General features: G+C 70.4%; 24 protein-coding genes and 3 pseudogenes. 5 read left to right on the top strand and 22 right to left on the bottom strand.

Translation table 11 applies throughout. The features are described 5' to 3' along the window. Positions 1-35: 35 nt before the first annotated feature. The 4 genes and pseudogenes from KK483_RS24990 to KK483_RS24975 form a co-directional block, all read right to left on the bottom strand. Positions 36-2567 (bottom strand): ATP-binding protein, encoded by a 2532-nt coding sequence (locus tag KK483_RS24990; protein WP_262007467.1) that lies wholly within the window; start codon positions 2565-2567, stop codon positions 36-38. Between the two features lie 477 nt (positions 2568-3044). Continuing rightward, the gene (locus KK483_RS24985; RefSeq protein ID WP_114624143.1) at positions 3045-3368 is read right to left on the bottom strand and encodes an STAS domain-containing protein; all 324 of its coding nucleotides are present in this window, start codon (positions 3366-3368) and stop codon (positions 3045-3047) included. A gap of 179 nt (positions 3369-3547) precedes the next feature. Beyond that, on the bottom strand, positions 3548-4396 hold the full coding sequence (locus KK483_RS24980) for a 3-hydroxyacyl-CoA dehydrogenase family protein (protein WP_262007466.1): 849 nt from the start codon (positions 4394-4396) through the stop codon (positions 3548-3550). A gap of 128 nt (positions 4397-4524) precedes the next feature. Continuing rightward, positions 4525-4994 (bottom strand): annotated as a pseudogene (locus KK483_RS24975) (TetR/AcrR family transcriptional regulator); the annotation flags it as partial. On the opposite strand from KK483_RS24975, the pseudogene KK483_RS24970 reads away from it, so the two are divergent. Both KK483_RS24970 and KK483_RS24965 read left to right on the top strand, forming a co-directional pair. Next, a pseudogene (locus KK483_RS24970) lies at positions 4993-5241 on the top strand (ABC transporter permease); the annotation flags it as partial. The pseudogenes KK483_RS24975 and KK483_RS24970 overlap by 2 nt on opposite strands. A gap of 29 nt (positions 5242-5270) precedes the next feature. Beyond that, positions 5271-5858: a cob(I)yrinic acid a,c-diamide adenosyltransferase gene (locus KK483_RS24965; RefSeq protein ID WP_262007465.1), complete on the top strand. Its 588-nt coding sequence runs from the start codon at positions 5271-5273 to the stop codon at positions 5856-5858. On the opposite strand, the gene KK483_RS24960 is transcribed toward KK483_RS24965, so the two are convergent. After that, complete coding sequence (locus KK483_RS24960; protein ID WP_262007464.1) at positions 5748-6407, bottom strand: hypothetical protein; 660 nt, start codon at positions 6405-6407, stop codon at positions 5748-5750. The genes KK483_RS24965 and KK483_RS24960 overlap by 111 nt on opposite strands. 148 nt (positions 6408-6555) lie before the next feature. On the opposite strand from KK483_RS24960, the pseudogene KK483_RS24955 reads away from it, so the two are divergent. The 3 genes and pseudogenes from KK483_RS24955 to KK483_RS24945 all read left to right on the top strand — a co-directional run bounded on the left by KK483_RS24955 (position 6556) and on the right by KK483_RS24945 (position 10507). Next, positions 6556-7799, top strand: a pseudogene (locus KK483_RS24955) (sensor histidine kinase). After that, positions 7796-8497, top strand: a complete 702-nt coding sequence (locus tag KK483_RS24950; RefSeq protein ID WP_262007463.1) for a response regulator transcription factor — start codon at positions 7796-7798, stop codon at positions 8495-8497. Before KK483_RS24955 ends, KK483_RS24950 begins: the two are co-directional and overlap by 4 nt. A gap of 162 nt (positions 8498-8659) precedes the next feature. After that, positions 8660-10507 carry a glycoside hydrolase family 18 chitinase gene (locus tag KK483_RS24945; protein ID WP_399014813.1) on the top strand — a complete coding sequence of 616 codons (1848 nt, stop codon included), beginning with the start codon at positions 8660-8662 and terminating at the stop codon, positions 10505-10507. 28 nt (positions 10508-10535) lie between these two features. On the opposite strand, the gene KK483_RS24940 is transcribed toward KK483_RS24945, so the two are convergent. From KK483_RS24940 to prfA, 17 genes are all read right to left on the bottom strand, one after another. After that, entirely contained in the window at positions 10536-11288 is a 753-nt protein-coding gene (locus KK483_RS24940; protein ID WP_262007462.1) for a 4'-phosphopantetheinyl transferase superfamily protein, read from the bottom strand. 59 nt (positions 11289-11347) lie between these two features. After that, on the bottom strand, positions 11348-11794 hold the full coding sequence (locus KK483_RS24935) for a DUF2550 domain-containing protein (protein WP_262007461.1): 447 nt from the start codon (positions 11792-11794) through the stop codon (positions 11348-11350). Positions 11795-11920: 126 nt separating this feature from the next. Further along, positions 11921-12292, bottom strand: coding sequence for a F0F1 ATP synthase subunit epsilon (locus tag KK483_RS24930; protein ID WP_262007460.1), 372 nt, complete (start codon positions 12290-12292; stop codon positions 11921-11923). A gap of 247 nt (positions 12293-12539) precedes the next feature. Then, positions 12540-13982, bottom strand: a complete 1443-nt coding sequence (gene atpD, locus KK483_RS24925; RefSeq protein WP_242329893.1) for a F0F1 ATP synthase subunit beta — start codon at positions 13980-13982, stop codon at positions 12540-12542. Continuing rightward, a complete protein-coding gene (locus tag KK483_RS24920) occupies positions 13982-14902 on the bottom strand; it encodes a F0F1 ATP synthase subunit gamma (protein ID WP_262007459.1) in 921 nt (306 codons plus the stop codon). Before KK483_RS24920 ends, atpD begins: the two co-directional genes overlap by 1 nt. Positions 14903-14922: 20 nt before the next feature. Continuing rightward, positions 14923-16521: a F0F1 ATP synthase subunit alpha gene (gene atpA, locus KK483_RS24915; protein ID WP_262007458.1), complete on the bottom strand. Its 1599-nt coding sequence runs from the start codon at positions 16519-16521 to the stop codon at positions 14923-14925. Positions 16522-16651: 130 nt separating this feature from the next. Continuing rightward, positions 16652-17467 (bottom strand): F0F1 ATP synthase subunit delta, encoded by an 816-nt coding sequence (locus KK483_RS24910; protein ID WP_262009681.1) that lies wholly within the window; start codon positions 17465-17467, stop codon positions 16652-16654. A 5-nt stretch (positions 17468-17472) separates the two neighbouring features. Then, entirely contained in the window at positions 17473-18015 is a 543-nt protein-coding gene (locus tag KK483_RS24905) for a F0F1 ATP synthase subunit B (RefSeq protein WP_262007457.1), read from the bottom strand. Between the two features lie 42 nt (positions 18016-18057). After that, on the bottom strand, positions 18058-18288 hold the full coding sequence (locus KK483_RS24900) for a F0F1 ATP synthase subunit C (protein ID WP_262007456.1): 231 nt from the start codon (positions 18286-18288) through the stop codon (positions 18058-18060). 72 nt (positions 18289-18360) lie between these two features. Next, entirely contained in the window at positions 18361-19200 is an 840-nt protein-coding gene (atpB, locus tag KK483_RS24895; protein WP_262009680.1) for a F0F1 ATP synthase subunit A, read from the bottom strand. 213 nt (positions 19201-19413) lie between these two features. After that, the gene (locus tag KK483_RS24890) at positions 19414-19854 is read right to left on the bottom strand and encodes a hypothetical protein (RefSeq protein WP_262007455.1); all 441 of its coding nucleotides are present in this window, start codon (positions 19852-19854) and stop codon (positions 19414-19416) included. Positions 19855-20118: 264 nt separating this feature from the next. After that, positions 20119-21456 (bottom strand): MraY family glycosyltransferase, encoded by a 1338-nt coding sequence (locus KK483_RS24885; protein WP_262007454.1) that lies wholly within the window; start codon positions 21454-21456, stop codon positions 20119-20121. Between the two features lie 136 nt (positions 21457-21592). Then, complete coding sequence (glyA, locus tag KK483_RS24880) at positions 21593-22906, bottom strand: serine hydroxymethyltransferase (protein WP_262007453.1); 1314 nt, start codon at positions 22904-22906, stop codon at positions 21593-21595. Positions 22907-23008: 102 nt separating this feature from the next. Beyond that, a complete protein-coding gene (locus KK483_RS24875) occupies positions 23009-23653 on the bottom strand; it encodes a protein-tyrosine-phosphatase (RefSeq protein WP_262007452.1) in 645 nt (214 codons plus the stop codon). Further along, positions 23650-24297 carry an L-threonylcarbamoyladenylate synthase gene (locus tag KK483_RS24870; RefSeq protein ID WP_262007451.1) on the bottom strand — a complete coding sequence of 216 codons (648 nt, stop codon included), beginning with the start codon at positions 24295-24297 and terminating at the stop codon, positions 23650-23652. Before KK483_RS24870 ends, KK483_RS24875 begins: the two co-directional genes overlap by 4 nt. A 183-nt stretch (positions 24298-24480) precedes the next feature. Then, positions 24481-25362: a peptide chain release factor N(5)-glutamine methyltransferase gene (gene prmC / locus KK483_RS24865; protein ID WP_262007450.1), complete on the bottom strand. Its 882-nt coding sequence runs from the start codon at positions 25360-25362 to the stop codon at positions 24481-24483. A 50-nt stretch (positions 25363-25412) separates the two neighbouring features. Then, entirely contained in the window at positions 25413-26489 is a 1077-nt protein-coding gene (prfA, locus tag KK483_RS24860; protein WP_262007449.1) for a peptide chain release factor 1, read from the bottom strand. Positions 26490-26539: the final 50 nt, after the last annotated feature.

Raw genomic sequence — 26539 nt, 5'->3', positions numbered from 1 at the left:
CCCGCGCCTGGGCGAAGGCGACGCCCTCGTCAGCTCTATGAACTGCTCGGAGAGACACTGCCCGAGGTCGTGCCGCCGGCTTCGGTACCGCCAGCGTCCGAACCACCGGTCGGGTCACCCGTCGTACCGCCCGCGTCTGAACCACCGGTCGGGTTCCCCGTCGTACCGCCCGTGTCCGTACCGCCCGCGTCCGTACCGCCGGTGTCCGTGCCGCCGGTCGGGTCGCTCGTCGTGCCACCGGTGTCCGTGCCCCCGGTGTCGGTACCGCCGGTGTCGGTACCGCCGGTCGGGCCTCCGGACCCCGTTCCGCCGGTCGGGCCTCCGGTTGTCGAGCTGCCGGTCGTCCCGCCCGTGGTCGACGGGCTCCCTGTCGTGGAGCTCGACGAGCTCGACCCGATGCCGCCCGTGGTCGACGGGGCCCCTCCCGGCGTCGAGGGATCGCCCGCCGAGCCGCTCTCGCCCGGCTCGGCGGAGGCGGGCGCGGACGGGTCGTCCGGGGCGCTCTTCGTAGGCGACGGGCTGCGTGTCGGGGACTCGGAGGGCTGCTCCGCCGTGAGGCCGTCGCCGCTGTCGCCGTCGTTCTCCGTCGCCGACTGCTCGTTCGTGACCTGGTCCGCCGGCTCGTCGTTGCCCGCCGTCGCGCCCAGGGTGACCACCGTGCCGAGGACCGCGACGAGCAGCGCGCCCGCGCCGGCGGCCGCCACGTTGCGGCGGGTGCCGGTGAGGACCGTGCGGCGGAGGCGGTCCAGGAGCGCCGCGGGGGGCGGGGTGTCCTGGCGGGTGACCAAGGGCTCCGTCGGCGGCGCCACGGCCGCCGGTACGCCCGCGGGCGGGGTCGACGCGACCGGGACCGCCTCCGCCGCCACGGCGGTGCTCTCGCGGTCGGTGACGAGGGCGAGGGCGCGCCGGCCCGCGACCGTTCCGCCCTTGTCGGCGAGCGCGCCGCGCAGCGCGATGGAGGCTTCGAGCTCGGCCCGCGCCCGGTCCAGGTTGCCCGCGCACAGCGCGAGGACGCCGAGTTCGTGGTGGAAGTACGCCTCCTCGGCCACTTCGCCCGCGATACGGGCCGCTTCCTGCCCGGTCCGCAGGACCCGCTCCCAGGCCCCCCAGTGCAGCCCCGCCGCGAAGGCGGGCGCGGCGCTGCGCGCGAGCAGTACGGCCGCGCTCGGGTGCCCCGCCTCGCTGCCCGGCACCAGCGCGGTCATCGCCGCGAGCACCGCGTCCGCCTCGGCGGCGGCCCGTTCGGCGGCGACCGAGGGGTGGCCGGTCCACCAGGCGTAGTGCTGGGCGGCGGTCCGGGCACGGGCGACGGCGTCCTCGCCGTATCCCTCGGCCTCCAGCTGGGTGGCGACGCCCGAGGCGAGCCGGTAGCGCGAGCCGACGGGCGTGAGCAGCCCGCAGCTCGTCAGCTCGCCGAGCGCGGCGTCCGCGTGGGTGTCGCCGACGAGCGCCGGCAGATGGGCCTGGTGCGGCATCTCTCCGCCGAGGGCGACGGCGAACCGCAGGGCCTCGCGGGCCGATTCGCTGAGCCGGGAGGCGAGCAGTGCGGCGGGCGCCGCGCCCTCCCCCAGGGTCGGCAGCGGCGCGTCGTGGCCGTCGGCGAAGACGTTCTCGTCGTCCTCGTCCACCGGGTCGGGGTCGGGGATGCGCAGGGCGTCACGCTGCCGCAGCAGCGCTCCCGCCTGGACGAAGCGCAGCGGCAGTCCCTCGGACTCGAACCACAGGTCGCCCGCCCAGTTCGACTCCTCGTCGGTGAGCGGCCGTTCCACGGCGCGCTCCAGGAGCTCCAGCGTGGCGCTGCGGCCGAGGCCCTGGAGGAAGACCTCTTCGAGGTGGGAGTCGGGCGAGGGCGCCACGACGTCGGGTGTGGCGGCGAGCAGGAAGGCGCATTCGGGCGTGGCACCGAGCAGTTCGTCCAGCGCGCTGCCGCCGAATTCGAGGTCGTCGACGAGGACGACGGCGCCTATGCCGCGGACCAGTTCGAGCAGTCCCGCACGGTCGGGGCGGTGCTGCGGCACGCGGTGGACGGCGGCGAGGAGCTCGTACAGCAGCTCGGTGGGGGTGCGGTGGTGGCCGGAGAGGCGTACGACGCCGTCGGGGGCGAGGCCGGCGCAGTCGGCGGCGACGATGTCGAGGAGGGTGGTCCTGCCGGAGCCGGCGGGTCCGGTGAGCCGGACGGAGCGGCCGCGCCCGAGCAGGCGCAGCAGCCGCTCGCGCTCCTCCTCGCGTTCCAGGAGGGGCAGCGGCGGGGCGGCGGGGCCGGCCGGTGCGGGCGGCTGGGCGGCGCGCCGGAGTTCCTCGCGCTGCTCGGCGGTGTGCCGGGCCGGCGGGGAGGGCCGCTCGCCCGGCGGGCAGGGCTCGATCTCGCTGCCGTCGACGGGGTTGACGGTGAGCAGGAAGTCCCCGGAGACGAGGCGGACCGTGCGGGCGGGCGCGGCCGCCTTCTGCCCGAGCTCGGGCAGCGCGTCGCGTGGCGGGCGCGATACACCGGCCGCGGTGTCGTCGCCTTCGTCGAAGCGGTCGATGTCGTGGCCGTACTCTTCCGGGCCCCGGTTGATCGGGTCCATGGTCAAAGCCCCCCAGATGGCGTCTCGTGCGGAAGCCCCTCCCGGCCTGTCTGCACGCTCCGCTGTCGCTTCTGGTCCGGTGCCTGCCGCATGGGTCCGTCAATCGGCAGGCGACCGAACCCTAGACCTTCGTCCGGCGTCCGGGAACAGCCGGGGTGCCGGGGCGCCCAGGACGTCACGGTCTCGTGAGGATTGCGTGTCCTGCCGGTTGGCCGTGATGGCCAGGATGGCCGCGATGACCCGGATCACCCCATGGGCCCGGAGCGGAAGGCCGGAGGCCGTATTGCACGTCGAGCCGGGAGCCCGGAACGCCGGGACGCCGGATCGCACGCCGAGCCGGAACGCCGGGAGACCGAAACGCGAGGACGCCGGAACGCCGGGACGCCGGGACGCCGGATCACAGGGACCCCGGAACGCCGGGAGAACCGGAACGCCAGGAGAACCGGAACACCGGATCACCGGAAGCCGATCGCCTGGTCAGACCCGCGGCAGCGACTCCGCGGCGATCCCGCCCTCGATGGCCAGGATCCGGTGCAGCCGGGTGGCCACCAGGAGGCGCTGCATCTGCGGCGGCACGCCGCGCAGCACGAGCCGCCGGCCGCAGCGGCCCGCTCTCCGGTGCGCGCCCATGATGACCCCGAGCCCGGTGGCGTCCCAGGAGTCCAGACCGGTCAGGTCGAGCACCAGGTCGCCGACTCCGTCGTCGACGGCCGAGTGCAGGACCGTACGGGCGTCCGCCGCGCTGCGGACGTCGAGGCGGCCCCCGACGACCAGCTCGGCGTGGTCGCCCCTGATGTGCATATGCGCTCCCCGAGAGTGCTTTTGTCCTTCAGGCTGTCTGCGGTGCCCTGCTGTGCGCTCCTCTTTCTTGCAACAACTGACTGCCGTTCGAGCAGAGAAGTTGCCGTCCGTAAGCGAACCGATACCGAATTCACCCTGTGGGGTGATGGTGCGCAGGCGCGTGCGGGGTGCCTTGTGGATCAGTACGTGTAGAAGCCCTGCCCGCTCTTGCGCCCGATGTCACCGGCGTCCACCATCCGGCGCATCAGCTCCGGCGGGGCGAACTTCTCGTCCTGCGACTCGGTGTAGATGTTGCCGGTCGCGTGGAGCAGGATGTCGACGCCGGTCAGGTCGGCGGTGGCGAGCGGACCCATCGCGTGGCCGAAGCCGAGCTTGCAGGCGATGTCGATGTCCTCGGCGGTCGCCACGCCCGACTCGTACAGCTTGGCGGCCTCGACGACGAGCGCCGAGATCAGGCGGGTGGTGACGAAGCCGGCGACGTCGCGGTTGACGACGATGCAGGTCTTGCCGACGGACTCGGCGAACTCACGGGCGGTGGCGAGGGTTTCGTCGCTGGTCTTGTAGCCGCGGACGAGTTCGCAGAGCTGCATCATCGGGACGGGCGAGAAGAAGTGCGCGCCGACGACGCGCTCCGGACGGTCCGTCACGGCCGCGATCTTCGTGATCGGGATGGCGGAGGTGTTGGAGGCGAGGACCGCGTCGTCGCGTACGAGCTTGTCGAGCGTCCGGAAGATCTCGTGCTTGACCTCCAGCTTCTCGAAGACGGCCTCGACGACGATGTCCGCGTCGGCCACCGCGTCGAGGTCGGTGGTCGTGGTGATGCGCGCCAACGCCGCCTCGGCGTCGGCGGCTTCGAGCCGGCCCTTGGCGACGAACCGGTCGTACGACGCCTTGATCCCGTCGGAGCCGCGCGTCAGGGCCGCGTCGGTGACGTCGCGCAGGACGACGTCCCAGCCCGCCTGGGCGGAGACCTGCGCGATTCCGGACCCCATGAGTCCGGCCCCGATGACGGCGAGCTTCCTGGCCACTGCGACACCCCTTAACGCACGTTTACCTGTCGGACCTCTGCCGGAGGTTAGCGCTCGTGACGCCCCCTGTGGCGGCGAAGAGATACGCGTCACGTGTCAGCCGACAGACATCACATCGCTACGGGCGGTCAGCTCGGACGTACCGCGTAGCCGAGCACCCGATCGCTGAGGAGGTCCTCCATCTCGTCGATGAGGGCGAGCACCTCGCGGGAGACCTCGGCGGGCCGCCGCCCGGCCGTCATCGCCTGCCCGATGACGGCCGGGCGGCGTCGTACACCCAGTTGATCTGACCGGCCATCAGGGATGGCATCACATCGTCGGGTGCGGCGCCCGTCTCCTCACGCAGGACCTGGGTGAGGAGGAGGACGATCTCGCGCCGGAGGGTCAGCACCCGGGACTGGAGCGAGGGGGAGCCGTGGATGACGCGGATGAAGGGCACGTGCCCGTCCATCAGCCCGCCTCGGGGTGAGACGGCCTCCACCTCGGCACGGAGCTCGCGCAGCACGGCCACGGCCGCCGACTCGCCGGCGTCCCGCGCACGGACCCAGCGCGAGAGCCGGTCGACGACCCCGGACTCGCGGTCGAAGAAGAGGTCCTCGGTCAACGCGGTGACGATGCCGGCGATGCTGCTGTCCGGGCTGATGCTGCCGATGACGCTGGCGCCGGGCTGGCTCGACGCGCTGTCGCACCTCATGCCGTTCCGCTACCTCGTGGACGCGGTGCGCGCCGGTTACGTCGGTGACTACGCGAGCACGGCGATGCTGCACGGCTCCCTCGTCGCCCTCGGCTTCGCGGTGCTCGGTGTGACGGCGGGCACCCGTGTCTTCCGGAAGGCGGGCGCGTGAGCGCGGCGAAGCGGTTCTAGGCTGGCCGCATGGTCAATCTGACGCGCATCTACACCCGCACCGGCGACAAGGGCACGACGGCACTCGGCGACATGAGCCGGACGCCCAAGACCGATCTGCGAATCTCGGCGTACGCGGACGCCAACGAGGCCAACGCGGTCATCGGCACGGCCATCGCGCTGGGCCGGCTGCCCGAGGAGGTCGTGAAGGTCCTCGTCCGAGTGCAGAACGACCTCTTCGACGTCGGCGCCGATCTGTCCACGCCCGTCGTGGAGAACCCGGCGCTTCTGGAAAAAATGGCCCCGCCGCTGCGCGTGGAGCAGTCGTACGTCGACAAGCTGGAGGCGGACTGCGACCGCTTCCTGGAGAGCCTGGACAAGCTCCGCTCCTTCATCCTCCCGGGCGGCACGCCCGGCGCGGCACTGCTGCACCAGGCGTGCACGGTCGTGCGCCGGGCGGAGCGCTCGACATGGGCGGCGCTCGAGGTGCACGGCGAGACGATGAACTCACTGACGGCGACGTACCTCAACCGGCTCTCCGATCTGCTCTTCATCCTCGCGAGGGTGGCGAACAAGGAGGTCGGGGACGTGCTGTGGGTCCCGGGCGGGGAGCGCTGACGACCGCGCCTCCCGTTCCGGCTCCCGCTTGGGGAAGACCGCGTAGCTGAGCGCGATCAGGCCGTGGATCCCGGCCGCCCGCCAGGAGACGTACATCCAGTCGTACAGCGAGCCGGTCCGCGACGGGTCGTCCACGTACCGGACGGCGATCTGGAGCAGTGCGGTGGCGACGAGGGCCGCCACCGCCGTTCCGAGCCACACCCGGCCCTCGTGCCGGGCGCGGGCCATGCCGTGGCGGGGCGGCTTCACCGGGGGCGGCCCGCCGCCGATGCGGTGCGCGGCGTGGCCGTCGAGCCAGGTGATCGTGCGGTGGCCGTGGCCGACGGTGTAGCCGATGTAGAGCGCGGCGAGGCCGTGCTTCCAGCTCGGTTCCGCGCCGTTCTTGAGGTCGAGGGCCGTGACGACGAGCAGCACGACCTCCAGCAGCGGCTCCAGGAGCAGGATGGCCAGCCCGGCTCTCGGCATCCTGAGCAGGTAGCGCACGGCGAGCCCGGCGGCCAGCAGTACCCAGAATCCGATCTCACAGATCACGATCAGCGTGACGATCACGTCGGCTCTCCCTTCGTACGTCTCAAAGCTCCCGGCCGCCGAGCACCGACGCGTCGTCGCCAGTGACGAGCCGTGACTGCATCCTTCGATGTAGCCGCGGTTCGGCCCGGACGGGGAGGTCGCGGCCCTCCGCCGCGTGTTTGATGGGGTGGTGACCCTCCCCCGCCCGCACCGCGACGACGTCCAGATCGCTGCCGCCGGGCTCACCGGCGGTCTGGTCCTGTGGTCGCTCGGGGTGCACACCACCGAGGGCGGCCGCCCGTTCTCCGGGCCGTGGGCGACGCTCGTGCCGCTCGTCGTCATGGCCGCGCTCGAACTGCTCAGGCGCACGCGCCCGCGGACGGCGCTCATCGTGGGCACGGCCGCGATCGTGGCGGACCAGTTCACACCCGGGAACATCGCCACGGTGATGATGTTCACGGACCTCGTGTACGCGGCCGTCGTGTACGGGACCCCGGCCGCGGCCCGCCGCATCCCCTACACGACCGGGATGGTCACCGTCGCCTCGACGATCGGCTTCCTGGTGTGGTTCCGCCAGCCCGTCGCGCTGCTGGCCGGGGTGCTCGTCGGGCTGGTGTCGTTCGGGCCCGCGGCGACCGGCGCGCTCGTACGCAACCACCGCGACGCCGCCGACGCCGCCCGGCTGCGCGCCGAACAGACCGCCCTGCTGGCCGAGATGGACCGTGCGCAGGCGGTGACCGCCGAGCGGGCCCGGATGGCGCGGGAGCTGCACGACATGGTCGCGAACCATCTGTCGGCGATCGCCATCCACTCCACGGCCGCGCTCTCCCTCGACGAGCCGGCGACCACCCGGCGGGCGCTGACCGTCATCCGTGAGAACAGCGTGGCGGGCCTGGCGGAGATGCGCCGGCTGATCGGGCTGCTGCGGGACAGCGGCGGTGACGCCGCGCCCGCCGCCGCGCCCACCCTCGCCGGCCTCGACGCGCTGTTCGCCCGGGCCCGGGCGAACGGGGAGGCGAGCGGGCTGAGTTTCACCCTGGACGATGCGACCGGGAAGGTCACACCGCTGCCGGCGCCGGTGGAGCTCGCGGCGTACCGCATCGTCCAGGAGTCGCTGACGAACGCGCTGAAGCACGCGGACCCCGGTGAGGTCGCGGTGCGCCTCGCGGGGGTGCCCGGGCGCGCGCTGACGGTGACGGTGACCAGTGCGTACGGCACCGGGCCGGGGCCGCGGGCGCCCGGTTCCGGGGCCGGGCTCGTGGGGATGCGGGAGCGGGTGGCGCTGCTGGGCGGCGACTTCGACGCGGGCCCGGTCGAGGGCGCGCTCGAAGCTCCGGCCGGGGGCGCGTCCAAGGGGGCCGCCGGGCGGGGCGGATATGGCGGGTGCGGGCGGTACTGCCACTGAGGGACGACAAGGAGCCGTCGGCATGAGCGGTGTGAGTGGCGTGAATGGCGTGATCAGGGTCGTGGTCGCGGAGGACCAGAGCGCCGTAAGGGCGGGGCTGGTCCTGATCCTGGACAGCGCCCCGGACATCGAGGTGGCGGGCGAGGCCGCGGACGGCGAGGAAGCGGTGCGCCTGGCCCGGGAGTTGCGGCCGGACCTGGTGCTGATGGATGTGCAGATGCCACGGCTCGACGGGGTGTCGGCGACCCGGCAGGTCGTCGCCGAGGACCTTGCCGACGTCCTCGTCCTGACCACGTTCGACCTCGACGAGTACGTCTTCGGGGCTCCCCCAGAGCTGAACGCCTGGGGGTACCCCCAGCGCGCCGGGGCCGCCGGCTTCCTGCTGAAGAACACGGATGCGAAGGACCTGATCGAAGCGGTACGGACGGTGGCGCGCGGCGAGGGGCTGATCGCCCCGGCGGTGACGCGGCGGCTCATCACGGAGTTCGCCGCCGCACCCGTACGCTCCCGGGGTGCTGCCGATCTCGCGGTGCTGGACGTGCTGACACGGCGGGAGCGGGAGGCGCTGTCCTGCCTGGGGCGGGGTCTGTCGAACGCGGAGATCGCGGTGCGGCTGGAGATGGCCGAGGCCACGGTGAAGACGCATGTGAGCCGGCGGCTGGGGAAGCTGGGGTTGCGGAGCAGGGTCCAAGCGGCGGTACTGGCCCAGGAGTTGGGTATCTGAGCCGGCAACGGGCGCACCTGCGTTCTACTTTGGTCTGGACCTATTGACGATTGGTCCAGACCTTCCTACTCTCACCGCACACCCGGCACTTCGCGGTGAGCCACGCGGAGTGTTCAGCACGGACCGAATCCCTTTGTCCGTTCGCACCTCGAGGAGTACCCCTTGAGCACGAGTACCCCCCGCACCAGAGGCCGATTCAGATCCAGAGCAATAGCGGCGTTGACCGCCCTGGTCCTCCCCCTGGCCGCGATGGTCGGCCTCGCCACTCCCGCCGAGGCCGCAACCTCCGCCACCGCCACCTACACCAAGGTCCAGGACTGGGGCACCGGCTTCGAGGGCAAGTGGACGGTGAAGAACACCGGCACCACCTCGATCTCCGCCTGGACCGTCGAATGGGACTTCCCGTCCGGCACGTCCGTCACCTCTGCCTGGGACGCCGACGTCACCGGCTCCGGCACTCACTGGACCGCCAAGAACAAGAGCTGGAACGGCACCCTCGCCCCCGGCGCCTCCATCTCCTTCGGCTTCAACGGCGCGGGCCCCGGCTCCCCCTCCAACTGCAAGGTGAACGGCGGCTCCTGCGACGGCGGCACCGTCCCCGGTGACAACCCGCCGACCGCCCCCGGCACCCCGTCCGCGAGCGGCATCACCAACACCTCGGTGGTGCTGAGCTGGACCGCGGCCACCGACGACAACGGCATCAAGAACTACGACGTCTTCCGCGACGGCGCGAAGATCGCCACGGTCACCGGTCTCACGTACACCAACACCGGGCTGACCGCCGGCACGGACTACTCGTACACCGTCCAGGCCCGTGACACCGCCGACCAGACCGGCCCGGTCAGCGGCGCCCGCGCCGTCCGCACCACCGGCGGCGACCCGGGCCCCGGCCCCGGCGGCAAGGTCAAGCTGGGCTACTTCACCAACTGGGGCGTCTACCAGCGCAACTACCACGTGAAGAACCTGGTGACCTCCGGCAGCGCCGCGAAGATCACGCACATCAACTACGCCTTCGGCAACGTCCAGAACGGCCAGTGCACCATCGGTGACGCCTACGCCGACTACGACAAGGCGTACACGGCGGACCAGTCGGTCGACGGCGTCGCGGACACCTGGGACCAGCCGCTGCGCGGCAACTTCAACCAGCTGCGCAAGCTGAAGCAGCAGTTCCCGCACATCAAGATCCTGTGGTCCTTCGGTGGCTGGACCTGGTCCGGCGGCTTCCCCCAGGCCGTCCAGAACCCGACCGCCTTCGCCAACTCCTGCTACAACCTGGTCGAGGACCCGCGCTGGGCCGATGTCTTCGACGGCATCGACCTGGACTGGGAGTACCCGAACGCCTGCGGCCTGTCCTGCGACACCAGCGGCCCGGCCGCATTCAAGAACATGATGCAGGCCATGCGCACCAAGTTCGGTGCCAACAACCTGGTCACCGCCGCCATCACGGCCGACGCCAGCAGCGGCGGCAAGATCGAGAAGACCGACTACGCCGGAGCCGCGCAGTACTCCGACTGGTACAACGTGATGACGTACGACTTCTTCGGCGCCTTCGACGCGGACGGCCCCACCGCCCCGCACTCGCCGCTGACCTCGTACACCGGCATCCCGCAGGCGGGCTTCAACTCCGCCGACGCCATCGCCAAGCTCAAGGCCCAGGGCGTACCCGCCGCGAAGCTGCTGCTCGGCATCGGCTTCTACGGCCGCGGCTGGACCGGCGTGACCCAGGCGACGCCCGGCGGCTCCGCCACCGGACCGGCCCCCGGCACCTACGAGCAGGGCATCGAGGACTACAAGGTCCTCAAGACCTCCTGCCCCACCACCGGCACCATCGCCGGCACCGCCTACGCCAAGTGCGGCAGCAACTGGTGGAGCTACGACACCCCCTCCACCATCACCGGAAAGATGACCTGGGCGAAGAACCAGAGCCTGGGAGGCGCCTTCTTCTGGGAGTTCAGCGGCGACACCACCAACGGTGAGCTCGTCAGCGCCATCAACAGCGGTCTCGGATAGCGGTCCCGGACAGCGCTCGCGGGTCTGCTCAGACCCGTACGTCCGACTGCCGCACCATCCGGACGCGGTCGCCGTCCCCCACGACGGCGACCGCTGCCCGGTAGCCGTCACCCACAGCAAGATCCTCGAGCCGCACCGGAAGGTGCGGCTCGGGGCGTTCCCGCCACTCGACGAGCCCGGCGGGCGCGTCGGGCCCGGTCACGGTCAGCGTGGCCGGGTCGACCATCAGCCCGTCTCCGGTGGCCTTGAGCACGGCCTCCTTGCGGGCCCAGTAACGGATGAAGGCCGGGGGCCTCGCCGCCTCCGGCAGCCGGTCCAGCTCGGCCCGCTCGGGCGCGGAGAGCACATCGAGGGGCAGACCGGCACGTGCGGCGATCTCCTCGATGTCCACACCGACCGGACCCACCGTGGTCAGCGCGACCATCGCCCTGGTTCCCGAGTGCGACAGGGAGAGCTCCAGGGGGGTACCGGGCAGGGTCGGCTTGCCGTGCGGCGGGTCCTGCGGCCGCCGGCAGTTCTTGCACACGGGTACGAAGACGACGTCACGCGGGTCGACGCCGAGCTGTACGCCCACGGTCCGGCGGGCCAGGACATGCGCGGTGAGATAGAGCGCCCGGGCGCCGTCGTGGCGGAACTGCGCGCAGCGCTCCCGCTCGCGCTCGTCGAGCACATCGAGGAGCTCGGGCGCCCAGCGGGCCTCGGCGGACCAGACGTGGCACTCCCCCGGCCCCAGGAGGGCGATTCCGGCGGCGTCCGCGTCCCCCGCGCCGGGGTCAGGCAACGTTGACTCTCCCCCAGACTCCGTCCGGGGGCGCCCCCACCCAACGAGGCACCTCTTTTTTAGGCAACATTGACTCGCTGTCCGGGAGGCGCGGCCTCCAGCCATGCGAGAAAGCCGGTGAGAGCGTCCTCGCTCATCGCCAGCTCCAGCCGGGTCCCCCGGTGGAGACAGCCCAGGACGACGGAGTCGGAGAGCAGCGCCAGCTCCTCCTCGCCCTCGGGCAGCCGGCGGGCCAGCACCTCGATGGCGGCGCGCTCCAGCACACGGCGCGGACGGGGCGCGTACGAGAAGACGCGAAACCACTCGATCCGGTCACCGCTGTAGCGGGCGACCCCGTAGACCCAGCCCTTACCGGAGTGGTCGTCCTGCTCCGGTACGTTCCAGCGCAGGCTGCAGTCGAAGGTGCCGCCCGAACGCTGGATCAGCCTGCGGCGCAGGCCGAAGACGAAGAGCCCGATCACCACCAGTGCGACGACCAGACCGCTCACAAGCAGAGCGAGGAACATCTCCACCGACCTCCTCGCTTCGTCCCGTAGCGGTATACAACCTGCACCTGCATTGCCTCAGCCGCGACCCGGTCTGGAGAATTCCAGCCCTGGCCGCGGCTGAGAGGGTCCATCGGCGCGGTGCGCTCAGTGCACCGCGACCGCGCGCAGCCGGACCTCGGCGCGCCGCTCGGCGGCGGCGTCGTCCTCGGACTTGGCGCGCTCCAGCGCACGCTCGGCGCGCTGCTGGTCGATCTCGTCCGCCAGCTCGGCGATTTCCGCGAGCAGCGACAGCTTGTTGTCGGCGAACGAGATGAAGCCGCCGTGCACTGCGGCGACGACCGTTCCCTCGCTCGTACGGATGGTCACCGGGCCCGACTCCAGCACACCGAGCAGCGGCTGGTGACCGGGCATGACGCCGATGTCGCCGGACGTGGTGCGCGCGACGACCAGGGTGGCCTCGCCGGACCAGACCTGGCGGTCGGCGGCGACCAGCTCGACGTGCAGCTCAGCAGCCAAGGGTGGCTCCTCGGGTCACCACCCGGCGGTTCAGCCGGGTGTTGGGTCATAAGTCTAATAGGACGCCGGGCGCCGAAACGCCGGGGCCCGCCCGGCCTCACGGCCGGGGGTCCGGGGGTTGTCCCCGGGAGATGGTGCATAGGGCGCCGGACGCCGAAACGCCCGGCCCCACCCCGGCCACTCGGCCGGAAGGGTGTGCGAAGGGGGGCGGGGCGGGCCCCGCCCCCCCGTTCACGAGTCAGGGGACTCAGGAAACGCCGAGCTCCTTGGCGTTCTTCTTGAGGTCCTCAAGACCACCGCACATGAAGAACGCCTGCTCCGGGAAGTGGTCGAAGTCGCCGTCGCAGATCGCGTTGAACGCGGCGATCGACTCGTCCAGCGGAACGTCCGAACCGTCCACACCGGTGAACTGCTTCGCCGCGTGGGTGTTCTGGGACAGGAAGCGCTCGACACGACGCGCGCGGTGGACGACGAGCTTGTCCTCTTCGCCCAGCTCGTCGATACCGAGGATCGCGATGATGTCCTGGAGGTCCTTGTACTTCTGCAGGATGCCCTTGACGCGCATGGCGGCGTTGTAGTGGTCCTGCGAGATGTAGCGCGGGTCCAGGATGCGGGACGTGGAGTCCAGCGGGTCCACCGCGGGGTAGATGCCCTTCTCGGAGATCGGACGGGACAGAACCGTCGTCGCGTCGAGGTGGGCGAAGGTGGTGGCCGGGGCCGGGTCGGTCAGGTCGTCCGCGGGGACGTAGATCGCCTGCATCGAGGTGATCGAGTGACCACGCGTCGAGGTGATGCGCTCCTGCAGCAGACCCATCTCGTCGGCCAGGTTCGGCTGGTAACCCACCGCGGACGGCATACGGCCGAGCAGGGTGGACACCTCGGAGCCGGCCTGGGTGAACCGGAAGATGTTGTCGATGAAGAAGAGCACGTCCTGCTTCTGCACATCGCGGAAGTACTCCGCCATGGTCAGACCGGCCAGGGCGACGCGCAGACGGGTGCCCGGGGGCTCGTCCATCTGACCGAAGACCAGCGCGGTCTTGTCCAGAACGCCGGACTCTTCCATCTCCGCGATGAGGTCGTTGCCCTCACGGGTGCGCTCACCGACACCGGCGAACACGGAAACACCCTCGTGCAGCTTGGCCACACGCATGATCATTTCCTGGATGAGGACGGTCTTGCCCACACCCGCGCCACCGAACAGACCGATCTTTCCACCCTTGACGTACGGGGTGAGAAGGTCGACGACCTTCAGGCCGGTCTCGAACATCTCGGTCTTCGACTCGAGGTCCTCGAACTTCGGGGCCTTGCGGTGGATCGCCCAGCGCTCGGTCTCCTGGCCGTTGGCCTCCGGCTCGTTCAGCACCTCACCGAGGGTGTTGAACACCTTGCCCTTGGTGAAGTCGCCGACCGGGACGGTGATGCCCGCGCCCGTGTCGGTCACCGTGGCCTGGCGGACCAGACCGTCGGTGGGCTGCATCGAGATGGTGCGGACCAGGCCCTCACCGAGGTGCTGGGCAACCTCGAGGGTCAGGGTCCGGTTGGTACCCGGCTGGGCCGGGTCCGGCACCTCGACGTGCAGCGCGTTGTAGATCTCCGGCATCGCGTCGACGGGGAACTCCACGTCGACGACCGGGCCGATGACCCGGGCGACGCGGCCCGTGGCGGCGGCCGTCTCAACAGTGGTCGTCATTACTTGTCACTCCCCGCGGTCGCGTCGGCCAGGGCGCTGGCGCCACCGACGATCTCGCTGATTTCCTGGGTGATTTCGGCCTGGCGGGCCGCGTTGGCAAGGCGGGAATAGGTGTGGATCAGGTCACCCGCGTTGTCGGTGGCGGACTTCATCGCCCGACGGCGGGCCGCGTGCTCGGAAGCGGCGGCCTGCAGCAGGGCGTTGTAGATCCGGCTCTCGACGTACCGCGGCAGCAGGGCGTCGAGGACGTCCTCCGCCGACGGCTCGAAGTCGAACAGCGGAAGGATCTCGCCCTTCGTGCCGTCCGTCTCCTGCTGCGTCTCACCGAGGCTGAGGGGCAGCAGCCGGCCGTCGACCGGCGTCTGCGTCAGCATCGAGACGAACTCGGTGAAGACGATGTGGAGCTCGTCCACGCCGCCCTCGGCCGTCTCCTGCTCGATGGCCTCGATCAGGGGCGCCGCGATCGCCTTGGCGTCCGCGTACGACGGGTTGTCGGTGAAGCCGGTCCACGACTCCTCGACCTTGAGGTCACGGAAGCCGTAGTAGGCCACGCCCTTGCGGCCGACGATGTAGCTGTCGACGTCCTTGCCCTCGCCACGGAGCCGCTCGGTGAGCCGGGTGGCCGTCTTGATGGCGTTGGACGAGTAGCCGCCGGCCAGACCGCGGTCGCTCGTGAGGAGCAGGACCGCGGCACGGCTCGGGCTCTCGGCCTCCGTCGTCAGCGGGTGCTTGGTGCTCGATCCCGTCGCCACCGCGGTGACCGCACGGGTCAGCTCGGTCGCGTACGGCGTGGAGGCCGCCACCTTGCGCTGCGCCTTGACGATGCGCGAGGCGGAGATCATCTCCATCGCCTTGGTGATCTTCTTAGTCGCGGTGACGGACCGGATTTTGCGCTTGTAGACCCGGAGCTGGGCTCCCATGAGTCAGGTCCCTTCCGTCGTCACTTCGAGACGTTGACGGCGGCCGGAGCGTCCTCGCCCAGCAGCTTGCCGTCCGACGTCTCGAACTGCTTCTTGAAGACCTCGATCTGCTCCGCGATCTTGCCGAGCGTGTCGTCCGACATCTTGCCGCCCTCGACGATGGAGGTCATCAGGGGCTTCTGCTCACGGTGCAGGAACTCGAGCAGCTCGGCCTCGAAGCGGCGGATGTCCTCGACCGGGACGTCGTCCATCTTGCCGTTGGTGCCGGCCCAGATGGAGACGACCTGGTTCTCGGTGGAGTACGGGGCGTACTGCGCCTGCTTCAGCAGCTCGACCATGCGCTTACCGCGCTCCAGCGACGCCTTCGACGCGGCGTCCAGGTCGGAACCGAAGGCGGCGAACGCCTCCAGCTCGCGGTACTGGGCGAGGTCCACGCGCAGACGGCCGGAGACCTGCTTCATGGCCTTGTGCTGGGCGGAGCCACCGACTCGGGAGACCGAGATACCGACGTTCAGGGCCGGACGCTGACCGGCGTTGAACAGGTCGGACTCCAGGAAGCACTGGCCGTCGGTGATGGAGATGACGTTGGTCGGGATGAACGCCGAGACGTCGTTGGCCTTGGTCTCGACGATCGGGAGACCCGTCATCGAGCCCTTGCCCATGTCGTCGGAGAGCTTGGCGCAGCGCTCCAGGAGGCGGGAGTGCAGGTAGAAGACGTCACCCGGGTACGCCTCACGGCCCGGCGGGCGGCGCAGCAGCAGGGACACGGCACGGTAGGCGTCGGCCTGCTTCGACAGGTCGTCGAAGATGATCAGGACGTGCTTGCCCTCGTACATCCAGTGCTGGCCGATGGCCGAACCGGTGTACGGCGCCAGGTACTTGAAGCCGGCCGGGTCGGACGCCGGGGCGGCGACGATGGTCGTGTACTCCAGGGCGCCGGCCTCCTCCAGCGCGCCACGCACGGACGCGATGGTGGAGCCCTTCTGGCCGATGGCGACGTAGATGCAGCGGACCTGCTTGTTCACGTCGCCGGAGCGCCAGTTGTCGCGCTGGTTGATGATCGTGTCGACGGCCAGGGCGGTCTTGCCGGTCTGACGGTCACCGATGATCAGCTGACGCTGGCCACGGCCGATCGGGGTCATCGCGTCGACGGCCTTGTAGCCCGTCTCCATCGGCTCGTGCACCGACTTGCGCTGCATGACCGTGGGGGCCTGCAGCTCAAGGGCGCGGCGGCCCGAGGTCTCGATCTCGCCGAGGCCGTCGATCGGGTTGCCGAGGGGGTCGACGACGCGGCCGAGGTAGCCCTCGCCGACGGCGACGGACAGCACCTCGCCGGTGCGCTGCACCGACTGGCCCTCCTCGATGCCGCTGAACTCACCAAGGACGATGGCACCGATCTCGCGCTCCTCGAGGTTGAGGGCGAGGCCGAGGGTGCCGTCCTCGAACTTCAGCAGCTCGTTGGCCATGGCCGAGGGAAGACCCTCGACCTTCGCGATGCCGTCGCCGGCAAGGCTGACCGTACCGACCTCCTCGCGCGAGGCCGCGTCCGGCTTGTACGACTGGACGAAGTTCTCCAGCGCGTCCCGGATCTCCTCCGGCCGGATCGTGAGCTCCGCCATCTGGGTTCCCTGCTCTCCTTGTTGGGCCCGAAGTTTCACTTTGGGGGGATGGGGACTCCCCCCTGTAGGAGGTGAATCCTCTGCGGCCCAACCGGGCCGCTCTAGCAATGCTTGTTGAGTTGCTGGCCTGTCAGCCGGCGATGCGGCGGTTCGCCTCGGCGATCCGGTCCGCGATCGTGCCGTTGATGACCTCGTCGCCGATCTGCACGGTGATCCCGCCGAGGACCTCGGGGTCCACGTCCAGGTTCAGGTGCATGTCGTGGCCGTACAGCTTCGACAGCACGGCGGCGAGGCGCCGCTTCTGCTGGTCACTCAGCGGCACCGCCGTGGTGACGACGGCGACCATCCGGTTCCGGCGCGCCGCGGCGAGCTTGGACAGGGACTCGAGTCCCGCTTCCAGGCTACGACCCCGGGGCGCGGTCACCAGACGGATGACCAGACGCTCGGTGACCGCGTTGACCTTGCCGCCGAGCAGGCTGCGCAGCAGCTCGCCCTTGGCGGAGGCGGTCGCGGTCCGGTCGGTCAGCGCGGCCCGCAGCTCGGTGCTGGAGGCGACGATCCGGCCGAACCGGAACAGCTCGTCCTCGACGTCGTCGAGCGCACCGGCCTGCTGGGCCGCGGTGAGGTCGGCGGTGGCCGCCAGCTCCTCGATCGCGTCCACCAGGTCGCGCGACTGCGACCAGCGGGAACGGACCATGCCGGAGACCAGGTCGACGGTCTCGCCGCCCACCTGACCGCTCAGCAGTCGCGCGGCCAGCTCGGCCTTGGCCTCGCCGGCCTGCGCCGGGTCGGTCAGGACCCGACGCAGCGACACCTCGCGGTCGAGCAGCGCGGTAACGGCGGCCAGCTCCTCGGCGAGCTTCGTCGCGTCGACCGAGGTGTTGTCGGTCAGCGCGTCGAGACGCTCGCGTGCGGCAGCCAGTGCCTCGCGGCTCGCTCCGTGCAGCGCCTTCATCGGGCTGCCTCGGCCTTCTCCTCGAGCTCGTCGAGGAAGCGGTCGATGGTGCGGCTCTGGCGGGCGTGGTCCTCGAGGGACTCGCCGACCAGCTTGCCGGCCAGGTCGGTGGCGAGCTTGCCCACGTCCTGGCGCAGCGCGGACGCCGCGGACTTGCGGTCGGTCTCGATCTGGGCGTGACCGGCGGCGACGATCTCCTCGCGCTGCCGCTGGCCTTCCGCGCGCATCTCAGCGATGATCGCGGCGCCCTGCTCGGTGGCCTCCTGGCGCAGACGCGCGGCCTCGTGACGGGCCTCGGCGAGCTGAGCCTTGTACTGCTCGAGCACGCTCTCGGCCTCGACCTTGGCTGATTCGGCCTTCTCGATGCCGCCCTCGATGGCCTCGCGGCGCTCTTCCAGAACCTTGTTGATGTTCGGGAGGAGCTTCTTGGCGAGGAAGCCGAAGACGATGGCGAAGGCGATCAGGCCGATGACGAGCTCGGGGAGCGGCGGAATGAGGGGGCTCTGAATTTCCTCAGCCGCGAGAACCGTGAGGTTCACATCATTGCCTTTCGTCCTAGTGGGCTGATCGGACTGCGCAGATCAGACGCCGTAGACGAACGGCATGACCAGACCGATGAGCGCGAGCGCCTCACAGAAGGCGAAGCCCAGGATCTGGTTGGCGCGGATGATGCCGGCCGCCTCGGGCTGACGGGCGAGAGCCTGGGTGCCGTTACCGAAGATGATGCCGACGCCGACGCCCGGGCCGATGGCCGCGAGACCGTAACCGATGGAGCCGAGGGAGCCAGAGACAGCGGCAAGGGTCTGGGACATGCCAGTTCTTCCTTCTCTTTCACGGACCGGTGGGGGTTGGCCACCGGACGGGTTGGGGGCTTGGGTGGGCGATCAGTGGTGCTCGGCGAGCGCGCCCTGGATGAAGCTGCAGGCCAGGAGGACGAACACATACGCCTGGACTGCCTGGATGAAGAGCTCGAAGAGGGTCATCACGAGCACCATCACGAACGAGACGCCCGCGTAGGCGATGCCGATGCCGTTCAGCAGGTACCAGCTGGCGATGGTGAACAGCAGCAGCAGGGTGTGACCGGCGAACATGTTCGCGAAGAGTCGGACCGCGTGGGTGAACGGGCGGACCAGGACGTTCGAGAAGAACTCGATGACCATGACCATCGGCAGAACCGGGCCGAGGGACTTGTCGTAGCCCGTGAGGTTCTTGAAGCCGCCGACGAAGCCGTGACGCTTGAAGGTCACCGACATCCAGATGACGTAGACGATCGCGGCGAGCGCAGCCGGGTACGCGATGATCGCGGTCACCGGGAACTGGGCCACCGGGATGATCGACCAGAGGTTCAGCATCCAGACGAAGAAGAACAGCGACACCATGAAGGGGACGTACTTCTCGCCCTCCTTCTTGCCCAGGGTCTCGTAGACGATACCGCGGCGGACGAAGTCGTAGCCGGCTTCGGCGACCATCTGGAGCTTGCCGGGGACGACCTTCGGCTTGCGGAAGGCGGCCCAGAAGAAAGCGACGATGATGACGGTGCCCAGGAGGGCGAGCAGCATCGTCTTGTTGAAATAGCCGAAGGTGCTGTCTGCGTCACCGAAGATCGGCTCGAAGAGGAACGAATGCAGGCCCGGAGCCGGAAAGCCGCATCCATCGAAGATGTGACAGTCGGTCTCGAAGGCGAGCACCTGCGTCGGGTCAGCACTCACCGCGGGCTCCTTCAGCGTGGCGCATAGGTACGGCAACCTCGTTGTGTCGGCGCGGCACGCAGCCGCGGGTCGGCACTGGACTGGTGGTCTTACGGATAAGGGGGCGGCGGTTCGGCGTCGAGCCTCGCGCTGGGACAGGCGTCAGCTCGGATGCCCGCGCCCGCAGTGCCGCAGTTGGCACCGGACGATAGCAGGATCCCGAACGGGCATTTATCCCGGCCCTACCCGTCATGCCGTCGACCCCGTCTTCTCGGACTTTTCGGTGTTCGAGGAGGCGGGGTCGACGTAGAAGATCTTCGCCTTGGTGTGGGCGCGAGCCTGTGCTGCCACCCACACGATGACCGAGGCGAGGAGGGTGAAGGCGAACGCCTTCGGGTCGAACAGCGTCGTGTTCTTGAACGCGGCCACGAAGATGAAGAGCAGCAGCAGCTGGGCGGTGTAGAGCATGAGCCCCATCGCCTGGAACAGCTGCGGCATGGACTTCGCGGTGCGCTGGAGCACCACCATGCCGATCCCCATGAAGAGGACGACCACCAGGGTGCCGACGGCGGCGCCGATCGCCCCCTTGCCGCCGGCGACGACACCGCTGATGACCGTGGCGATGGCGCCGGCGGCAGCAGTGGGTACGGCGGCGAGAAGGAGGATCCGGGCGTCGTTGGACGTCGGCATGGCGGCAGCTCCGCTTACTGGTGGGGGCAGTGGTGTCGTCATGGACGAGCGTAGATCCGGTCCGAGGTGGGTCTCGGGGCCGAGGAGACCGTCGCTCTACGGTCTTTCGGCTCTGTCTCCGGCTCTCGTGAACCGTATCACAAACTATTTGAATAGGTCTTTACCCTGGAGTGTGCCAACTCTCACACATGAGAGTGACCCCGCCCGTGTGTGCAGCGCGCCATGTCCTAGTTGTCTGGTAATGGCGGCACATACCGGCATACGTCAACTCGGCGTTCCGGCCTTCCGCCGGTCCGTGAAGCGCGAACGGGCGCCGATCGCGGTTGCCCCGTTGATTCCGGCGGGTACCGGAACGCGCTCCTCCGGAGCTTCCTCGGCCGCGTCCGCGTCGGCCATGCCCTCGCACGGCGGCGCGGCCGGCAGCGCCTGCGGACGGCGGCGGCGGTAGCGGGGCGGGACGAAGGCTTCCGCCCAGCGCGGGGCGCGGGGGGTGAAGCGGGGCAGCAGGAGCAGGACCAGGCCGACCGCGCTGAGTACCACGATCGCGAAGACGATCCACATGGACGCGCTGTGAACGGAGTAGAGCACGACGCCGAAGGCGAACAGCGCCGACCAGAAGTACATGATCAGCACGGCCCGGCTGTGCGAGTGGCCGATCTCCAGGAGCCGGTGGTGGAGGTGGCCGCGGTCGGCCGCGAAGGGCGACTTGCCGCTCCAGGTGCGGCGGACGATCGCCAGCAGCAGGTCGGCGACCGGGATCGCGATGATCGTCAGCGGCAGCAGCAGCGGGATGAAGACCGGCAGCGCCGCGTGCGTGGCCTCGCGCGTACCGCCCTCGAAGAGCTTCAGCGCGTCCGGGTCGACCTGGCCGGTCACCGAGATCGCGGACGCGGCCAGCACCAGTCCGATGAGCATCGAGCCGGAGTCGCCCATGAAGATCCGCGCCGGGTGCATGTTGTGCGGCAGGAAGCCCAGGCACATGCCCATCAGGATCGCGGCGAAGAGGGTTGCGGGGGCCGCGGCTTCGATCCCGTAGCTGAACCAGATCCGGTACGCGTACAGGAAGAACGCCGCGGTGGCGATGCAGACCATGCCGGCGGCGAGGCCGTCGAGTCCGTCCACGAAGTTCACCGCGTTGATGGTGATGACCACCAGGGCGACGGTCAGGAGCGTGCCCTGCCACTGGGTGAGCGCGACCGTCCCGATGCCCGGGATCGGCAGCCACAGGATCGTCAGACCCTGCACCACCATCACACCCGCGGCGATCATCTGTGCGCCCAGCTTGATCAGGGCGTCGATCTCGAACTTGTCGTCCAGGACGCCGATCAGCCAGATCAGGGCGGCACCGGAGAGCAGCGCGCGCGGCTCGTTGGAGAGCTCGAAGACGCTGTTCAGGTTCGACAGGTGGTCCGCGACGAGCAGCCCCGCGCACAGACCGAAGAACATGGCGATGCCACCGAGCCGCGGAGTCGGTTCTCGGTGTACGTCGCGGGCACGGATCTCCGGCATCGCCCCGGTCGCAATGGCGAACTTCCGCACCGGACCGGTCAGCAGATAGGTCACCGCGGCCGTGACACAGAGCGTCAGCAGGTAATCACGCACGGGCTGCCCCACAGGAATCGCTGGCCATCTCAGCCCCACACCCTAGCTTTGTTGGCCATGTGCTCAGAGACATACGGAGGGGTCTGCTCGGTTCCATGCGCCGGCGCCTACCCCTGATCCGCACCCCATACAGGTACTAATACGGCGGAAAGCGTCCGGCCAGTTCCCGTACTTCTTCACGTACGCGTCGGATCTCCTCGCCCTCCGCCCGCAGCGCGGCACTGAAGAGGACCGCGATCCGGGCCATCTCGCCCTGGCCCATCCCCTGGGTGGTGAGGGCCGCGGTGCCGAGCCGGATGCCGCGGCCGTCCCCGTACGGCAGCGCGCAGGTGTCCAGGACCATTCCGGCGGCGCTCAGCCGGCCGCGGGCCGTGCGCCCGTCCACGCCCAGCGGAGCGGGGTCCGCGGTGATGAGATGGGTGTCGGTGCCGCCGGTGGTGATCGCGAAGCCCTCCGCGGCCAGTGCGTCGGCGAGGACCTTGGCGTTGGCGACGACCAGGTGGGTGTAGGAGGCGTAGGCCGGCGTCGACGCCTCGCCGAAGGCGACGGCCTTGGCGGCGATGGTGTGCATCTGGGCGCCGCCCTGGGTGAAGGGGAAGACCGCCCGGTCGATGCGCTCGGCCAGATGGCTGCCGCACAGGAGCATGCCGCCGCGCGGGCCGCGGAGCACCTTGTGGGTGGTGGCGCAGACGACGTCGGCGTACGGGACGGGGCTCGGCGCCACTCCCCCGGCGACCAGGCCGATCGGATGGGCGGCGTCGGCGATGAGATACGCGCCCACTTCGTCGGCGATCTCGCGGAACGCGGCGTAGTCGGGGTGGCGTGGGTATGAGATCGAGCCGCAGACGATGGCTTTCGGTCGATTTTCGCGGGCGAGTCGGCGGATCTGGTCGTAGTCGAGGAGTCCGGTCTCGGCGTCGACGCCGTACGGGACGAACGAGAACCAGCGGCCGGAGAAGTTCGCCGGGGAGCCGTGGGTGAGATGCCCGCCGAAGGCAAGGCCCATCGCGAGCACGGTGTCGCCCGGCCGCAGCAGCGCCGCGTAGGCCGCGAGGACGGCGGAGGAGCCCGAGTGCGGCTGCACATTGGCGTGCTCGGCGCCGAAGAGCGCGGTGGCCCGGTCGACGGCGATCCGCTCGGCGGCGTCCACGAGCTCGCAGCCGCCGTGGTGGCGGGCGCCGGGGTAGCCCTCGGCGTACTTGTTGGCGAGCGGGGAGCCGAGGGCGGCGAGGACGGCGGGCGAGGTGAAGTTCTCGGCGGCGATGAGCTGGAGGCTGTCGGACTGCCTGGCGGTCTCGCCCAGGATCACCTCGGCGAGCTCGGGGTCCTGCCGGCGCAGAGCGTCGAAGTCCGCGGCCGCCGCGGCCGCGATCGAAGTCGAGGCCGAGGTCGAGGTCGAAGTTGCGGAGATGGCAGAAGGTGCGGTGGTGGCTGCGCTGCTGACCGGCATGGTGGGCTCCGGGCCTCGCGTGGTTCTGGGGCCCCTCCAATGTAGGCCGGGGGTGCGGCCCCTGCCCGGCACGCGGCGCCCCTTCTGCGGGGGCTGTGCGGCTCAGGAGCGGGCGGGTACGCCCGTCAGGGCGGTGACCACCGGGTCCAGCGCCTGGTGGATCTCCTCGCCGATCGAGCGGAAGAAGGTGATCGGGGCCCCGTACGGGTCGTACACCTCGTCCGCCTCCGCGCTCGGCGCGAGCAGCCATCCGCGCAGCGCCGCCGCGGCCCGTACCAGCGCGCGGGCGCGCTCGACGACACCGTCGTCGAGCGGGTCCGGCAGCGTCGCCGGGTCTATCGCGCGCACCAGGCGGGTGAACTCCTTCAGCGTGAAGGTGCGCAGGCCCGCCGAGTGGCCCATCGAGATGACCTGGGCCCGGTGGTCGCGGGTCGCCGTCAGGACCAGGTCCGCGCAGATGACGTGCTCGTCGAGCAGCTCGCGCCCGACGAAGCCGCTCGGGTCCGCACCGAAGTCGGTGAGGACCGTCTCGGCGTTGGGCTCCATGGGGGCACCCTCGTGGCCCCAGGTGCCCGCACTCTCCACGATCAGCCCGCCGGCGATCGAGTCGCCCAGACGGTGGCTCAGGGCATGCCGCGTCAGCCGCTCGGTGATCGGCGAGCGGCAGACGTTGCCGGTGCTGACGTGGAGGATGCGGAAGGCGTTGTGCTCCGTACCGCCTATGCCACGCCCCTCAGGGGCTGTCAATTGGCCACCTCGAGGTCGGGTACGACCTTCCGGAGCTCTTCCGGGGAGAGCGCCCCCTCCCGCAGCAGGACGGGCGTCTTGCCCGTCACGTCGACGATCGACGACGGCACGATGCCGGGCGTCGGGCCGCCGTCGAGGTACACGGAGACGGAGTCGCCGAGCATCTCCTGCGCGGCGTCGCAGTCCTCGGGTGCGGGGTGCCCGGTGAGGTTCGCCGACGAGACGGCCATCGGGCCGACGTCCGTCAGCAGCTCGATCGCGACGGGGTGCAGGGGCATCCGGATCGCGACGGTGCCGCGGGTGTCGCCGAGGTCCCACTGGAGCGACGGCTGGTGCCGCGCGACCAGGGTGAGCGCGCCCGGCCAGAAGGCGTCGACGAGCTCCCACGCCTGCTCGGAGAAGTCGGTCACCAGGCCGTGCAGGGTGTTCGGGGAGCCGATGAGCACGGGGGTGGGCATGTTGCGGCCGCGGCCCTTCGCCGCCAGCAGGTCGGTGACGGCCTCCGAGCTGAACGCGTCGGCACCGATGCCGTACACGGTGTCGGTGGGCAGCACGACGAGCTCGCCGCGGCGGACGGCCGACGCCGCTTCGCGCAGGCCGGTGGTGCGTTCCGTCGCGTCGTTGCAGTCGTATCGCCGAGCCATCAGCGGGCCTCCTCTTTTTTGGTCACTCGTTCGCCTCCGGAGCGCCGAAGCCACTGTCGACGGTCGATCGTGCTCGACTCCTCGTTCCTCGGAGTCTGTGCGCGTTCTCCCTTTCGACGGCGTCGCGCCCCTTCGGCTCACTCGCTCCGGCCGGGGCGCCGTACATCGGAAGGTGCGGAGGCGTCATGGCATTGCCTTACGGGCGGTCGCGAACCGCGGCCGCTTGTTCAGGTCGGGGTGGTCGGCGGCGTCAGCCCAGCCGGCCTCCTCGTTGAAGATCCACGGGACCTGCCCGCCCTGGGTGTCGGCGTGCTCGACGACGACGAGGCCGCCGGGGCGCAGCAGACGGTGGGCGGTGCGCTCGATGCCGCGGATGGTGTCGAGCCCGTCCTCGCCGGAGAAGAGGGCCATCTGCGGGTCGTGGTCACGGGCCTCGGGGGCGACGTACTCCCACTCGGTGAGCGGGATGTACGGCGGGTTGGAGATGACCAGGTCGACCTGGCCGTCCAGCTCGGGGAGTGCGGCGAGAGCGTCTCCGTGGTGGACGCTGACCCTGGACCCCTCGGCGTTCTTGCGCGTCCAGCCGATGGCGTCGTCGGAGAGCTCCACGGCGTGCACGCGCGAGCGCGGGACCTCCTGCGCGATGGCCAGGGCGATGGCCCCGGAGCCGGAGCACAGATCGACGACGAGCGGCTCGACGACGTCCATGGCCCGCACCGCGTCTATGGCCCAGCCGACGACCGACTCGGTCTCGGGGCGGGGCACGAAGACGCCGGGGCCGACCTGGAGCTCCAGATAGCGGAAGAAGGCGCGCCCGGTGATGTGCTGGAGCGGTTCGCGGGCCTCGCGGCGGGCGATCGCCTCCCAGTAGCGGGCGTCGAAGTCCGCGTCCTTGACCAGATGCAGTTCGCCGCGCTTGACGCCGTGGACGAAGGCGGCGAGCTCCTCCGCGTCGAAGCGGGGTGAGGGCACGCCGGCGTCGGCCAGCCGCTGGGTGGCCTGGGCCACCTCGGCAAGCAGCAAGGAGCGGGGGTACGGGGGTCGTCCCCCGGGGAGCGACTGCACGCTGGTCCTCCGGGCTGGGCAGGGCGGTTCGTGGTACGCGGCCGGGCGGCCTACGCGGCGGCGAGCTTCGCGGCGGAGTCGGCGTCGACGCAGGCCTGGATCACCGCGTCCAGCTCCCCGTCGAGCACCTGGTCCAAGTTGTACGCCTTGAAGCCGACGCGGTGGTCCGAGATGCGGTTTTCCGGGAAGTTGTACGTACGGATCTTCTCGGAGCGGTCGACCGTGCGGACCTGGCTGCGGCGGGCGTCCGCGGCCTCCTGCTCGGCGGCCTCCTGGGCCGCGGCGAGCAGCCTGGAGCGCAGGATACGCATCGCCTGCTCCTTGTTCTGGAGCTGGCTCTTCTCGTTCTGGCAGGAGGCGACGACTCCGGTGGGCAGGTGCGTGATGCGCACCGCGGAGTCGGTCGTGTTGACGGACTGGCCGCCCGGTCCCGAGGAGCGGTAGACGTCGATGCGCAGATCGTTGGCGTGGATCTCGACGTCGACCTCCTCGGCCTCCGGGGTCACGAGGACACCGGCGGCGGAGGTGTGGATCCGGCCCTGGGACTCGGTCGACGGCACCCGCTGCACACGGTGCACCCCGCCCTCGTACTTCAGCCGCGCCCAGACGCCCTGCCCGGGCTCCGTGGCGCCGTTGCCGCCCTTGGTCTTCACCGCGACCTGGACGTCCTTGTAGCCGCCGAGCTCGGACTCGGTGGAGTCGATGATCTCGGTCTTCCAGCCGACGCGCTCGGCGTAGCGCAGGTACATCCGCAGCAGGTCACCGGCGAACAGGGCGGACTCGTCCCCGCCCGCACCGGCCTTGATCTCCAGGATGACGTCCTTGTCGTCGCTGGGGTCGCGGGGCACGAGCAGCAGCCGGAGCTTGTCGGTGAGCTCCTCGCGCTGCTTCTCCAGCTCCTTGACCTCGGCGGCGAAGTCGGGGTCGTCGGCCGCGAACTCGCGGGCGGTCCCGATGTCGTCCCCGGTCTGCTTCCAGGAGCGGTACGTGGCGACGATCGGGGTCAGCTCGGCGTACCGCTTGTTGAGCTTGCGCGCGTTCGCCTGGTCCGCGTGGACCGCGGGGTCCGCGAGCTTCTTCTCGAGATCGGCGTGCTCGCCGATCAGTTCCTCGACCGCCTCGAACATCGGGGGCTCCTGGTTCCTGTACTTCTGTACCTACGGCAGGGACGGCGCTG

Source organism: Streptomyces sp. FIT100 (assembly GCF_024584805.1).
Taxonomy (GTDB): domain Bacteria; phylum Actinomycetota; class Actinomycetes; order Streptomycetales; family Streptomycetaceae; genus Streptomyces.
The sequence above is the reverse complement of the archived record's forward strand: the minus strand, read 5'-3'. Positions and strand labels throughout refer to the sequence as shown.

Coding starts and splice junctions, on each gene's coding strand:
- KK483_RS24900 (WP_262007456.1), bottom strand. CDS start 18,288: ATGTCCCAGACCCTTGCCGCTGTCTCTGGCTCCCTCGGCTCCATCGGT.
- KK483_RS24985 (WP_114624143.1), bottom strand. CDS start 3,368: ATGCACATCAGGGGCGACCACGCCGAGCTGGTCGTCGGGGGCCGCCTC.
- KK483_RS24920 (WP_262007459.1), bottom strand. CDS start 14,902: ATGGGAGCCCAGCTCCGGGTCTACAAGCGCAAAATCCGGTCCGTCACC.
- KK483_RS24965 (WP_262007465.1), top strand. CDS start 5,271: ATGGTCAATCTGACGCGCATCTACACCCGCACCGGCGACAAGGGCACG.
- KK483_RS24935 (WP_262007461.1), bottom strand. CDS start 11,794: ATGTTCCTCGCTCTGCTTGTGAGCGGTCTGGTCGTCGCACTGGTGGTG.
- atpA (WP_262007458.1), bottom strand. CDS start 16,521: ATGGCGGAGCTCACGATCCGGCCGGAGGAGATCCGGGACGCGCTGGAG.
- KK483_RS24990 (WP_262007467.1), bottom strand. CDS start 2,567: ATGGACCCGATCAACCGGGGCCCGGAAGAGTACGGCCACGACATCGAC.
- KK483_RS24870 (WP_262007451.1), bottom strand. CDS start 24,297: ATGGCTCGGCGATACGACTGCAACGACGCGACGGAACGCACCACCGGC.
- KK483_RS24890 (WP_262007455.1), bottom strand. CDS start 19,854: ATGCCGACGTCCAACGACGCCCGGATCCTCCTTCTCGCCGCCGTACCC.
- prfA (WP_262007449.1), bottom strand. CDS start 26,489: ATGTTCGAGGCGGTCGAGGAACTGATCGGCGAGCACGCCGATCTCGAG.
- KK483_RS24950 (WP_262007463.1), top strand. CDS start 7,796: ATGAGCGGTGTGAGTGGCGTGAATGGCGTGATCAGGGTCGTGGTCGCG.
- glyA (WP_262007453.1), bottom strand. CDS start 22,906: ATGCCGGTCAGCAGCGCAGCCACCACCGCACCTTCTGCCATCTCCGCA.
- atpD (WP_242329893.1), bottom strand. CDS start 13,982: ATGACGACCACTGTTGAGACGGCCGCCGCCACGGGCCGCGTCGCCCGG.